Below are 11,696 nucleotides of genomic sequence, written 5' to 3'. Positions count from 1 at the left end.
GAGTTAGCTCTCTTCGATAAATTCTAAGTGGATAGATTTGTTAAGGCAACGCTCTAAGTGTTTTTTGTATTTATTAGCATGAAACGACTCAAAATAAAATTCGCCACGGTAAAATACGTTTACTGTTAGTGTTAGTTTTGATTGATTTGTGACTTCGAGACGCTGGACTACATCTCTTTTCGATACGTCAAAGGCATAAGATAGTTTAAGAATGGAGCCCATCAATTCAAATTTACTTAGTTCTTCTTTTGATATCCAATGACGATAAGGGACAGCATATTGATATAGTTGAGAGCGTGATTTAAAAGAAGACAAAAAGGCAATGGTTAAACGTTCAATATGAGAAAGACCATCAATCGACTGATTAGTAAGTAGGTAAAAACTATGTTGGCTTTGAGACTCAGGGTTAATCGCGTGTCCAAGATAGAAAACATTCGCTCCCCATTTTAAATGTTTGAAATCCATTTCCGATAATTCTATTTCATTTAGCTGTAATAGTTCATGTGCAAGATAGGACGAAAGTACAGAGATTCTTCTCTGATGATCATCATTTAATCGAAAGTTAATCGCTAGCTGATAAAAACTTTCGTTTGTAACATCTGGGAAATGTGTTACTTCCATGGGTTTTAGAAGAATTTCATAAAAAAGGCCGTCCCTTAGCCCTTTATTACTGACGATAAACTCGTTTGATTGAACATAATGAATTAGTTCTTCTATTGCAGCGATCGCTGGTAAGATAATATCTGCTCGATCTTTAGATAAACCATCGACCTTTTCTCTCTTTTTGAACGGTAAAGAAGACAGCTTTTCTTGTATGGATGAGACATCCTCTTTTGACATTTCATATTGATGCAATCCAGAAAGTGGGTAAGAAATATAGTTTTGATGAACAAGAGCTATATTTCGAGCAGAGCCTCCGATTCCAATAACGGGAACCTTTTTTCCTTTTAACCATGGGAGTTTGTCGTACTGATCTTGTAAAAACTGCCGAATATTTTGCCATTCTTCTTTTGTTGGAGAGTTATTTTCCACGAAACGTTTTTTTAATGTGATGGCTCCAAAGGGAAAGCTATGAGAGTGTTTTAGGACTCGATTTTTATAATAAGTAATTTCCGTACTTCCTCCACCTATATCAACAGTGACGCCTTCGTGAATATTTGTTGAGTTTGTAATAGCTAAGTAACCATAATATGCTTCTTCTTCTTCACTTAGAATAGAGATTGTAAAAGGTGTACGTTCATTGATTGCATGTATGATATCTAATTGATTTGTAGCGTTTCTCACGGCTGCAGTAGCTACACCGCGAATTTCAGTTAAATCAAAGTCAGTGACAACGGTTTCGAATTTCTTTAAGGTATCAATAATCACATTGATACCTTCTTTAGTCATCTTGCCTTCTTTAGTAATATATGTACTTAATCTTGCTGTTACCTTTAAATTTAAAATTTCTTGATAACTAGCCAAATGATCAACTTTATATATAACAAAACGAATGGAGTTGGAACCCATATCAACGATGCCAATTTGTTGTGCTTCCAATTTAATAGCCTCCTTTTTCAGTTATTTCTATTATATAGAGATTATCAATAAGATGCGAGGGTGCAACGGTCTTGTTTATTTACAAACTAGTATAGCTAATGTATACTACGATGAGAAAGTAAATCGGAATGATTCTTATACAAGTGAAGAGGGATTCAAATGAACGAACAATCAAGACCGTTAGCTATTGATATAGATCAACTTTCATTTGCTTATCAAAATCAAAATGTTTTAGAAGATATTAACATGAAAGTTCCCCAAGGATCATTTCTTGGACTAGTAGGACCGAATGGATCAGGAAAGTCAACGCTTATCAAATGTTTGTTGGGCTTGCTTACACCTAACCAAGGAACGGTAAAACTATTTGGAGTTAATGTGAAGAAATTCGATCGTTGGAACGATATAGGTTTTGTGTCACAAAAAGCTAACAGTTTTAACAGCGGTTTTCCTGCAACAGTTTTCGAAGTTGTTTCCATGGGCCTTTACGGTAAAGTAGGGCTTTTTCGCTTTTTAAATCGAAAACATAAACAAAAGGTGCGAGAAGCAATTGCTCAAGTAGGTATGGAAGATTTCATTAATGAAAATATTGGACAACTTTCAGGTGGTCAACAGCAAAGAGTTTTTATTGCAAGAGCATTAGTCAGTGACCCTAGCCTACTTATTCTTGATGAACCTACAGTTGGAGTTGATGCAAAATCGGTGACCAACTTTTATACAATGTTAAAGAAATTAAATGATGAAAAAGGTATTACCCTCATCCTTGTTACTCATGATATCGGTGCTATGTCTGAATATGTGACAGATGTAGCATGCTTAAATAAATGTTTACATTTCCATGGAAATAAACATTCGTTTGAAGAGAATAAGGAAGAAATGATGACGGCTATGTACGGCCATGAAGTTAATCTTCTTGAACATAACCACGACCATGACCATCATCACCATCACCATGATCACGATGATGTGAGGAGAGACGAAACATGATCGAGGTTTTCTTTCAGTATGATTTTTTAAGATATTCATTATACACGGGGTTAATGATTGGGTTTTTAGCTCCAGTTGTAGGAGTGTTTATTGTCGTGAGACGATTGTCCATGATGGCAGATGCACTCTCTCATATTACATTAACAGGGATTGCTTTCAGCTTATTACTGGGCCGTTATTATCCTTTTTTTGCAGGGTTAAATCCAGTCTATATGGGAATGGTATTTTCTATAAGTGGTGCACTGTTGATAGAGAAATTAAGACATATGTATCAATATTATAAAGAGTTAGCTATCCCAATTATTTTGTCTGGTGCAATTGGGGTTGGTGTCCTATTTATCTCTTTAGCAGATGGATTTAACAATGATTTGTTTAACTATTTATTTGGTAGCGTTGTAGCAATAAGTGAAACGGATTTTCACGTCGTTATAGTATTAACCTTTTTGGTTTCATTGGTACTCTTATTGTTTTATAAAGAATTGTTCTTTCTAAGTTTCGACGAAGAACAAGCGGTTATTTCAGGTTTACCTAAGCGATCGCTTCACTTTATATTTATGATATTAGTGGCCCTCGTTATTGGAATTTCGATGCAAATTGTCGGTATATTACTCGTATCAGCCTTAATGACGTTACCAGTTGCATCCGCCATGAGGTGGGCAAGAGGTTTCAAACAAATGTTTCTATATGCGGTTCTCTTTGGGGAAGTATCCGTTATAACAGGTTTAATTAGTGCATTTCATTTAGATTTAGCTCCAGGTGGTACGATAGTCATGACGAATATTGCTCTTTTAATTGGATCGATTGCATTAACACGAAAACGGTCTTTATAATCGAAGAATAGGTGAATAAAATGGAATTACTACAACAACTTACATTTCTTGAACGAGGTGTTCTTGCAGGTTTAATTATTGGTTTCATTTGTCCTGTGGTAGGAGCATTTCTTCTTGTACGAAGAATGACTATTATTTCAGAGGGGCTATCACATATTACCCTTTCAGGTATTGCAGCAGGGGTTTTGATGAGCCAAACAACAGCTTTATTAGCATTTATTAATCCCTTATATACAGGTTTGATTTTTTCTTTAGTCGGTTCGCTTCTTGTTGAAAAGTTGAGACAAATTTACAAACACTTTCAAGAGCTAGCAATTCCAATTATTCTTTCTTCTGGTATTGGTTTAAGTGCTCTGCTCATCAGTATGTCTACAAGCAGCTATTCAGAATGGTATAATTATATGTTCGGAAGTATTGTAACCGTCAATTTAAATGATTTGTTGTTTATTTTTATGACAGGTATTATTGCGATGCTTCTATTAGCAGCTTTTTATAAAGAGTTGCTATCTATTTCTTTTGATCAAGAATTTGCTTTTACATCAGGTATTTCAGTTAAAAAAATGAATTTTTTATTTTCTGTTTTGATCGCTCTTGTCATTTCGATGTCAATGAAAGTAGTAGGTATTCTCCTTGTAGGAGCAATGGTTACCCTTCCTGTTGCAGCAAGTATGCAATTTGCCAAAAGTTTTCGTCAAGTAGTTTTTCTTGGAATTTTATTTGGAGAAGCTGCAATGATAGGAGGAATATTCTTTTCCTACTTTTTTAATATTGCTACAGGTGGCATGATTGTTGTAACAGGTTTATTGTTATTAATTATTGCTTTACTGATTAATAAAATTAAAAAAATAATGAACAGTTATCGACTCATTTCTTCAAGAAAGGAGATTGTCAAATGAATGTAGATCAAGCTATGAATAAATTGAAAGAAGAAGGATATAAGCACACGGATAAGCGTTTGGATATGCTTCAATTATTTTCTGATGAGAGTCGCTATTTAGCAGCTAAAGATGTGCTTGAAGCGTTGCATGATAAATACAATGGGTTAAGTTTCGATACAATTTATCGTAATTTATCTTTATTTACTGAGCTAGGTATCCTAGAAGCAACGGAATTAGATGGAGAAAAAAAGTTTCGATTTTCTTGTTCAACAGATCATCATCATCATCATTTAATTTGTCTTGATTGTGGAAAAACAAAACATATTCATGAGTGCCCAATGGATCATTCACCTATATATTCGGAAGGCTTTAAAGTTATTGGGCATAAATTTGAAGTGTATGGATATTGTGAAGAGTGCGGAAAACTAAAAGAAGATATCGAGAAAGCTAAAAAAACGATTCCTGAAAACTAATTCAGGAATCGTTTTTTATAAATACGCTAGGTTATTTAAGTACTGATTTATAAAAATGTCGCACTTTATTGACGAAGAAGAGGGGAAGTTTTGCCCGTCACTTCGGCCAAAATGTGTGGACTTCAGTGAATGCGAACAATTTCAAAATCTTTAGCTACAAGCTTTTAGCTTAGATTAAAATAATTTATCGACAATATTTTTTGCTTCATTCCAATGGGCAACTCGATATACATTACTTGGAACCGCTAATTGGTTGTAAGGTGTGTCGATTAGAATTACCGGTATATCGCATTCTTCTGCAATATTACAAGCATTATCGTGTTTATCTTCAAAAAATGCATCTAGCTTATGTTTTTTTACAGCGCTTAACTTGTCATGTTGACCGATTAATTCAATATGGTCATAAGGCACAGTAAAACGGTGAAACCAATCAATTGTTACGTCATGGACGTGTTTTGGTCTTGCGCTAATATAGTATAACTCATGTTTATTTTTCCATTCCATTAAAATTTCTTTTGCGTTGATTGCAATTTCTGCTTGTTCATAAATAGATGGTTCATGAATAGTCATCCATTCGCCAAATTCTTTTTGAGTTACTCCTAATACTGTAGTAAGATCATATTCAACGATGTCATGAAGTGTTAAATTTTTCTTGAAGTGTTTATTCAAATGGGGAATAAATGTTGCTGGATCAGTGACGGTTCCATCAATATCGATTCCTAAGCGGTATTTAGTCATTTCCTTCACCTTCTTCTCAACAATGTGTAATGTTTCCTCTTATGCTTTCATTGTCTCATACTCATACTAATTGTACAGCCTTGTTTAAGGAGGAGAGATGAGTCATGACTGAAGAAAAGGGATCGCAAGATGAACAAACTTTTGAAGATATTGAAAAAGAGCCTGAATCACCAGAGGAACCAAATTTTGATAATCAATATCGAGAAGAAACAGCTGCTGAGTATATGCCAAACCCAGGATTAGCTGGAGGAAGAAGTCAGGTGGAGCTTAGTAGCGACAGAACGAGGGAACAGGATGAAGAAGCACAATCAGCTGGAAAGGGAATGGGGGCTTTAGGAATTGCATTTTCGATTCTTTCGCTGTTTATTTTACCGATTTTATTTGCGTTAGCTGGTATTGTATTTGGTGTCTTGTCAGCAAGGAAAGGGCGACAAGCGTTAGGTTATACCGCTGTGGCTATTAGTGCATTCTCTCTGATCATGAGTTTCTTTTTTGCACCATTTGTTTTATAAAACAAATAAAAAAGCGAAGGGGTGCTATTCATACCCTTCGCTTTTTTGTTTGTTATACTTCTTGTTGTTTTTGTCTTTCTTTTTCGTAGTGAGCTTCAGCTAAAATATCAATTTCCTTTTTAAGTTCTTCAACCATAATTTCTTCAGGAACTTTCCTAATTGTTTTCCCTTTTCGGAATAATAGACCTTCTCCACGTGCACCGGCAATACCAATGTCAGCTTCTTTTGCTTCTCCTGGTCCGTTGACAGCGCAACCGAGAACGGATACTTTGATGGGAGCTTTAATGGTTTGAAGGTATTCTTCCACTTCATTTGCAATACTAATAAGATCAATTTCAATTCGACCGCAAGTTGGGCACGAAATGAGTGTAGCAGCATTTGTTGCTAGTCCAAATGTTTTCAGCAACTCTTTAGCTACTTTAATTTCTTCAACTGGATCAGCACTTAGAGAAATCCGCATCGTATTTCCAATTCCTTTATCTAAAAGAATTCCTAAGCCTGCGGAGCTTTTGATCGTACCTGCAAAAAGCGTTCCTGACTCTGTGATACCTAAATGTAATGGATAATCAAATGCTTCAGCAGCCTTTTCGTATGCTTCAACAGCTAGACCGACGTCAGAAGCTTTCATAGATACGATAATATCGTAGAAATCGAGATCTTCTAAAATTTTTATATGATGTAAAGCACTTTCTACCATTCCGTCAGCTGTGGGATACCCATATTTTTCTAATATACGATTCTCCAAAGATCCTGCGTTAACACCAATACGAATGGGTATACCTTTTGCTTTAGCAGCATTGACTACTGCTTCTACTTTTTCTTTTCGACCGATATTACCAGGATTAATTCTAATTTTATCTGCGCCACCTTCAATGGCTTTTAAAGCGAGCTTGTAGTCAAAATGAATATCTACAACAAGTGGTATGTTAATCCGTTTTTTAATTTCTGAAATTGCTTCGGCATCTTTCATTTCAGGACAAGCTACTCGAACAATTTGACAACCAGCTTCTTCAAGTCGGTTAATTTCAGCTACAGTGGCATCAACATCGTGTGTTTTTGACATTGTCATACTTTGCATGATGACTTCGTCACTTCCACCGATTGTAAGCGGACCTACCTTTACAGGCCGTGTATCTCTTCGATGAGTTCTTTGGGTCATTCTTCATCGCCCCTTTATTTTTGCATTTAAAAAATGTGTAAGTTTTTGTCTATCGTAGTTCATTGTAACAATGAGAAGACAATTGTGGCAAGGAATATTGATTACTGTTCGTCGTTAATCTCATAAATAGGAAATTTATAAATTTCATCCGCAAATAATTCATGTGCGGGAGTATCTGGATTTAGCTTTTCAAAATCATCTAACACTTCTTGAACAGAGATATTAAACGAATCACTATCATGAAGCTTTTGTGTAATACCATATACGGTCTGTCCAGATTCAACCATTACTTCTTGAAATGCGAGTGGATTCATAGCGGGATGTTCACTATCTTCTTCTTCGGGTTCTTTCATTATTTCTTGATCAGGAGAGGATGAAATAAAGTTATCTGGAATAGTTCCTGAAGTTAAATCTATTCGAATACTAACCGATACGATCACAATAATGATTAGGATAACAAGTGGTCTCACTTTTATTTCCTCCAATTCTCTTAACGTCTATTAAAGTATATGATTCTCTATTAGAGATATGACTAATTGTAATAAAAAGAGTATAATAATGTTTCGAGATCAATTTAAAATGTTCTAGCACATTTCCAATATATACCTTTCGCTAACAAAAAATTTTAGATATAGTAAAAGAAGCTGTAACTTATTAAACTCCGGAAACGTCTTAATAATAGGATAAGGACACATGGGTTGAAGTTCATTAGTGTTCTAATCTAAAAATTCAAGAAGATAAGAAGAAATGAATGATTATTATCAAGGTAGACAAGGATTTCATAAAAATTTCTTGCACGATGGAGGAGCACGAATTGAAATAGCAATTAGAGATGAAAAGGGGAATGAATCATGAAGAAGCGATATAAGATTATGATATCAACGCTAGCTGTTTGGATGTTATTCGTATCAGTTAGTTTTGCCGATGCGGCACCTGGTGATGAAATTGTCACTTTAGGGGAAGATTTATCACCTCAGCAAAAAGAAGAGTTGTTAAATGAAATGGGTGTTTCAGAAGATGATGTTCTTATTGTCACTGTTTCAAATGAGGAAGAACATCAATACTTAGGAGATCATATTAGTGCTTCCGTTATTGGTAGTAATGCTCTCTCGTCTTCAAAAATCACATTGCTTGAAGAAGGCGAAGGAATGGATGTAGAAACAAATCGAATCAATTGGGTTTCGGAAGGTATGTATGCTAATGCTTTGATTACGGCAGGAGTGAAGGATGCAGACATCTATGTAACAGCTCCTTTCGATGTATCAGGAACCGGAGCGTTGACTGGTTTGATTAAAGCTTATGAAACATCCATGGATGAAGTAATTCCAGAAGATCAAAAAGAAGTTGCCAATGAAGAGTTAGTAAAAACTGCTGAACTTGGTGATGAATACGGTGTGGAAGACGCAACAGAATTGATGGCTAGAATAAAAGAAGCATTGTCAGAAGAAGATATTGAAACAGAAGAGGATATGCGTAATCTAATCCAACGAATTGCAGATGAGTTAGGTATGAACCTTACAGATGAAGAACTAAATGGTCTTGTGTCTCTTTTCGAAAGAATGAAAAACTTAAATATTGATTGGGACCAAGTCCAAAATCAAATCAATTCCATTAGAGATAACATTGGAGACTTTTTAAGTAGTGATGAAGGACAAAGTTTTATTCAATCTATCTTAGATTTCTTTAGTGAGTTCATTGATACTTTAAGAGGATGGTTTAGCTCATCAGAAGCAATCACTCCAACAGGAGAGCGAACGACTTAGATGTTTCTAAGTCGTTTTTTCTTCGATAATATGAGTGGATAGATGGTTAAAGTTTTCGTTCGTTTTTTGAAACTTAAATGAACAGAGTTCGTATATGAACATAATAGCTTAATCTGGTACAATTAATTTGTGGAATAGGTCTTGAGAGGAGGAAGTCTCATGGAGTTTTTAGATCAAGCAGTTTTTGGTTTTTTTGTTGTATTTCTAGCAACATTATTTATTTTTGGTGAAGTCATGGTAAGGACGAAGGGATTATTCGGTATTATAGGAATCGTCATCATGGCTATCTATTTCTCTTATCATTTAACTGCAGGAGATAGTTTGTGGGTTGTCATTTTGTATTTAATTGGTTTGTCACTCATTATATTTGATGGGAAAGTTACCACGGATGGAACAATAGCCGGAATTGGAATATTATTTATGGTACTTGGACTTGCGCTACCTGCACCTAGCTTAACCTACGGAGTGCTTGTAGGAATGGCTTTTGTCATAGCAGCACCAGCTTCATATTTATTTACAAAAGTATTCCCGAAACGGAATATGTGGAATAAAATGATGTTAAATGATAAATTATCAAGTGAACATGGATATAATTCCATGAATGATGACTATCGAGATTTAATAGGAAAAACAGGAAGGACGAAAACACCATTTCGCCCAATTGGTACTATAGAAATTGAAGGGAAATTATATAGTGCAACAACAGATAATCAGTGGTTAAAAGAAGAGCAAAAAGTGAAAGTTATTTCAGTTGATGGTACAAGAATTGTCATCGTACCAGAAACATAGGAATATAAACAGCCGTAACCATACCGGCTGTTTTTTTATACTGTTTTTTAAAATAATCGTAAAAATAATTGTCGAAATAGGAAAAAAATATAGGTCTTAAGCATTAATTTAAAAGATGTGACAATTTTCACCACAATATTCTGAACAAGATTGTTTATAATCAAATTGTCCTATTAAATAATGTATTGTTGTTTTTCTTCTAGTCAAAGGCAAACCTATTGAAAAATAGGGACGCAAAGTTCCAGATCTAACGGGGAAATACATAAATTATTGACAATTCTACCCCCTATGATGGCTGAACCGCCTAGTCAACTTTGATGATATTAGGAGAGGAGGCATACTAGGAGAATGGGGGATAACGAATCTAGAGAAGAGAGAGAGTGGGAAAAACTATTAGAGGAAGCGAAAAAATTAGGTTTGACAATTGAATATGTTCGATCTTTTTTACTAGAGCAAAAAGAAAGTACTATTTTTCAAAAAAATACGTCTTCAAATGAATTGGCTCCATGAAATACTAAATAAAATAGAAATGGCTAGTTTAAACTTGAACGAAGAGCAATAATTGTATTTAATTAAAAAAATATAGAAAAATAAGACACGTAAATAAACAAAGAGATTATATTGAAAATTTTAGTGTCATTTAAGTTTGTGCTATAGGATACGCAACTCGTTATGATTTGCGTCTTTTTTTCTAAATAAATGGTGATGGACATATGTCCATCACCATTTATTTTTCAATTTCCTCAATATTGAACAAAAAGAGATTTAGAAATTTAAAAAGAATTATGTTTTTCCTTTAAAGGAATATCAGAGATTATTTTCTCTTGATACATGAGTGAGGATAATGGAAGGTCTAAAACGAGAAATATCTTTTTTACAATTTCAATTGAAGGGTTTCTTTTCATATTTCTTTCTAAATAACTTAAATAAGACTTCGAAACCCCAGTTTTTCTGGATAACTCTGATAATGTTAATCCTTTTTCTTTTCTTCTATGACGAATCATATCTCCAATCATACAGTCGCCTCCTTCTAACTATTAAAAACACAACTTACGTTCATTATAACGCACGATAATGATTTTGGGAAAAATGAAAATCGGAGAAAATGAGAGATAAAACGATATAAAGAACGTAAAACGTTCTTTATATAGCATAAATCACTTTATTTCAACTTTTCATTAATTGAGTATAAAGGCTATAATTCAGATATATTCTTAATAACGAACAAATGATGTTGTAAACGGAAATTTTGTTCTTTACAGACAACATTAACTATATTAATGGATTAAGTTTATCTTGGAACGATAATCTTTCAAATGTGTATGTGAAGGGGAGGGGAATATGAGAAAACGGATAGCTGTTATTTTTATGTTAGTAGGTGTCATTACTCTTCTGTTTCCACATATACAAAATCATCAATACGCCTCTTTAGAACAAGATTTAGTAGAAGAATTTCTAGAGCTAGATGAGATTTTTACAGATGAAAAAGAGAAGTTAAACGAAGAGGATGAACTAAAAACTGTATTTAACATTAATATTGAAGAGAATAGCTCGAGGGATAATGAAATTGAAAATTCAGAAGAGGAACCGTTAAGTAAAACAATGGTCAAGAACGAGAGTGATGTTGTAGGTTTGATTCATATTGATAAAATTAATCTAACAATGCCAATGTTGGATGGTGCATCAGATAAGAATTTAGATGTTGGAGCGGGACTTTTATCCAATTCATCTTCCATTGGTGACGTTGGAAATACAGGTATTGCTGCACACCGAAGTCATACTAGTGGAAGACAATTTAATCGGTTGGATGAACTTAAGAACGGGGACATAGTGACAATTGAAACGCATAAAGAGGAATTAAAATATGTAGTGTTTCAAACGTCCGTTGTAACTCCAGATAATATCTCCGTTTTAGAACCGATAGAAGGTGAATCGGTCATCACTTTAATTACGTGTGAACCAATGGTTAATCCGACACACAGGTTGATCGTTCATGCTAAGAAAGTATCATGAATAAAAGCCTCCAAAAGA

Annotated in this window: 14 protein-coding genes and 1 riboswitch; of the genes, 9 read left to right on the top strand and 5 right to left on the bottom strand. The window is 34.4% G+C overall.

What is annotated here, in order from left to right:
• Positions 1-3: 3 nt before the first annotated feature.
• On the bottom strand, positions 4-1,539 hold the full coding sequence (gene ppx / locus QDN89_RS02380; protein ID WP_280768473.1) for an exopolyphosphatase: 1,536 nt from the start codon (positions 1,537-1,539) through the stop codon (positions 4-6).
• A gap of 159 nt (positions 1,540-1,698) precedes the next feature.
• On the opposite strand from ppx, the gene QDN89_RS02375 reads away from it, so the two are divergent.
• The 4 genes from QDN89_RS02375 to QDN89_RS02360 are packed head-to-tail and all read left to right on the top strand — an operon-like array spanning position 1,699 to position 4,704.
• Complete coding sequence (locus QDN89_RS02375) at positions 1,699-2,523, top strand: metal ABC transporter ATP-binding protein (protein WP_280768472.1); 825 nt, start codon at positions 1,699-1,701, stop codon at positions 2,521-2,523.
• The gene (locus QDN89_RS02370) at positions 2,520-3,353 is read left to right on the top strand and encodes a metal ABC transporter permease (RefSeq protein WP_280768471.1); all 834 of its coding nucleotides are present in this window, start codon (positions 2,520-2,522) and stop codon (positions 3,351-3,353) included. Before QDN89_RS02375 ends, QDN89_RS02370 begins: the two co-directional genes overlap by 4 nt.
• Before the next feature lie 20 nt (positions 3,354-3,373).
• On the top strand, positions 3,374-4,249 hold the full coding sequence (locus tag QDN89_RS02365) for a metal ABC transporter permease (protein ID WP_280768470.1): 876 nt from the start codon (positions 3,374-3,376) through the stop codon (positions 4,247-4,249).
• Positions 4,246-4,704 carry a Fur family transcriptional regulator gene (locus tag QDN89_RS02360; RefSeq protein WP_280768469.1) on the top strand — a complete coding sequence of 153 codons (459 nt, stop codon included), beginning with the start codon at positions 4,246-4,248 and terminating at the stop codon, positions 4,702-4,704. The genes QDN89_RS02365 and QDN89_RS02360 overlap by 4 nt, the downstream gene beginning before the upstream one ends.
• A 174-nt stretch (positions 4,705-4,878) precedes the next feature.
• Here the strand turns inward: QDN89_RS02360 and QDN89_RS02355 are convergent, their stop codons facing one another.
• Positions 4,879-5,442 carry a hypothetical protein gene (locus QDN89_RS02355; protein WP_280768468.1) on the bottom strand — a complete coding sequence of 188 codons (564 nt, stop codon included), beginning with the start codon at positions 5,440-5,442 and terminating at the stop codon, positions 4,879-4,881.
• A 104-nt stretch (positions 5,443-5,546) separates the two neighbouring features.
• On the opposite strand from QDN89_RS02355, the gene QDN89_RS02350 reads away from it, so the two are divergent.
• On the top strand, positions 5,547-5,954 hold the full coding sequence (locus QDN89_RS02350) for a hypothetical protein (RefSeq protein WP_280768467.1): 408 nt from the start codon (positions 5,547-5,549) through the stop codon (positions 5,952-5,954).
• Between the two features lie 52 nt (positions 5,955-6,006).
• On the opposite strand, the gene ispG is transcribed toward QDN89_RS02350, so the two are convergent.
• Complete coding sequence (gene ispG / locus QDN89_RS02345) at positions 6,007-7,113, bottom strand: flavodoxin-dependent (E)-4-hydroxy-3-methylbut-2-enyl-diphosphate synthase (RefSeq protein ID WP_280768466.1); 1,107 nt, start codon at positions 7,111-7,113, stop codon at positions 6,007-6,009.
• 101 nt (positions 7,114-7,214) lie between these two features.
• On the bottom strand, positions 7,215-7,583 hold the full coding sequence (locus QDN89_RS02340) for a hypothetical protein (RefSeq protein WP_280768465.1): 369 nt from the start codon (positions 7,581-7,583) through the stop codon (positions 7,215-7,217).
• A 381-nt stretch (positions 7,584-7,964) separates the two neighbouring features.
• Between QDN89_RS02340 and QDN89_RS02335 the strand changes: the two genes are divergently transcribed.
• The 3 genes from QDN89_RS02335 to QDN89_RS02325 all read left to right on the top strand — a co-directional run bounded on the left by QDN89_RS02335 (position 7,965) and on the right by QDN89_RS02325 (position 10,175).
• Complete coding sequence (locus QDN89_RS02335; RefSeq protein WP_280768464.1) at positions 7,965-8,876, top strand: DUF1002 domain-containing protein; 912 nt, start codon at positions 7,965-7,967, stop codon at positions 8,874-8,876.
• A gap of 159 nt (positions 8,877-9,035) precedes the next feature.
• Complete coding sequence (locus QDN89_RS02330; protein WP_280768463.1) at positions 9,036-9,665, top strand: NfeD family protein; 630 nt, start codon at positions 9,036-9,038, stop codon at positions 9,663-9,665.
• 198 nt (positions 9,666-9,863) lie between these two features.
• Positions 9,864-9,973, top strand: a riboswitch (cyclic di-GMP riboswitch).
• 40 nt (positions 9,974-10,013) lie between these two features.
• The gene (locus QDN89_RS02325) at positions 10,014-10,175 is read left to right on the top strand and encodes a hypothetical protein (protein ID WP_280768462.1); all 162 of its coding nucleotides are present in this window, start codon (positions 10,014-10,016) and stop codon (positions 10,173-10,175) included.
• Positions 10,176-10,438: 263 nt separating this feature from the next.
• Here the strand turns inward: QDN89_RS02325 and QDN89_RS02320 are convergent, their stop codons facing one another.
• The gene (locus QDN89_RS02320; RefSeq protein ID WP_280768461.1) at positions 10,439-10,681 is read right to left on the bottom strand and encodes a helix-turn-helix domain-containing protein; all 243 of its coding nucleotides are present in this window, start codon (positions 10,679-10,681) and stop codon (positions 10,439-10,441) included.
• A gap of 325 nt (positions 10,682-11,006) precedes the next feature.
• Between QDN89_RS02320 and QDN89_RS02315 the strand changes: the two genes are divergently transcribed.
• Positions 11,007-11,678 carry a class D sortase gene (locus QDN89_RS02315; protein ID WP_280768460.1) on the top strand — a complete coding sequence of 224 codons (672 nt, stop codon included), beginning with the start codon at positions 11,007-11,009 and terminating at the stop codon, positions 11,676-11,678.
• The last annotated feature ends 18 nt before the right edge of the window (positions 11,679-11,696 follow it).

This window comes from Salipaludibacillus daqingensis (genome assembly GCF_029891575.1).
GTDB classification, from domain to species: Bacteria; Bacillota; Bacilli; order Bacillales; family Salisediminibacteriaceae; genus Salipaludibacillus; species Salipaludibacillus daqingensis.
Note: the sequence above shows the minus strand (reverse complement) of the source record. Positions and strands in the feature narration are given on the sequence as shown.

Bases quoted from the DNA above. Each gene is read 5' to 3' on its own strand.
- QDN89_RS02315 (WP_280768460.1), top strand. From the start codon at position 11,007: ATGAGAAAACGGATAGCTGTTATTTTTATGTTAGTAGGTGTCATTACT.
- QDN89_RS02320 (WP_280768461.1), bottom strand. From the start codon at position 10,681: ATGATTGGAGATATGATTCGTCATAGAAGAAAAGAAAAAGGATTAACA.
- QDN89_RS02335 (WP_280768464.1), top strand. From the start codon at position 7,965: ATGAAGAAGCGATATAAGATTATGATATCAACGCTAGCTGTTTGGATG.
- QDN89_RS02360 (WP_280768469.1), top strand. From the start codon at position 4,246: ATGAATGTAGATCAAGCTATGAATAAATTGAAAGAAGAAGGATATAAG.
- QDN89_RS02350 (WP_280768467.1), top strand. From the start codon at position 5,547: ATGACTGAAGAAAAGGGATCGCAAGATGAACAAACTTTTGAAGATATT.
- QDN89_RS02325 (WP_280768462.1), top strand. From the start codon at position 10,014: ATGGGGGATAACGAATCTAGAGAAGAGAGAGAGTGGGAAAAACTATTA.
- ispG (WP_280768466.1), bottom strand. From the start codon at position 7,113: ATGACCCAAAGAACTCATCGAAGAGATACACGGCCTGTAAAGGTAGGT.
- QDN89_RS02330 (WP_280768463.1), top strand. From the start codon at position 9,036: ATGGAGTTTTTAGATCAAGCAGTTTTTGGTTTTTTTGTTGTATTTCTA.
- QDN89_RS02375 (WP_280768472.1), top strand. From the start codon at position 1,699: ATGAACGAACAATCAAGACCGTTAGCTATTGATATAGATCAACTTTCA.
- QDN89_RS02370 (WP_280768471.1), top strand. From the start codon at position 2,520: ATGATCGAGGTTTTCTTTCAGTATGATTTTTTAAGATATTCATTATAC.
- QDN89_RS02355 (WP_280768468.1), bottom strand. From the start codon at position 5,442: ATGACTAAATACCGCTTAGGAATCGATATTGATGGAACCGTCACTGAT.
- QDN89_RS02365 (WP_280768470.1), top strand. From the start codon at position 3,374: ATGGAATTACTACAACAACTTACATTTCTTGAACGAGGTGTTCTTGCA.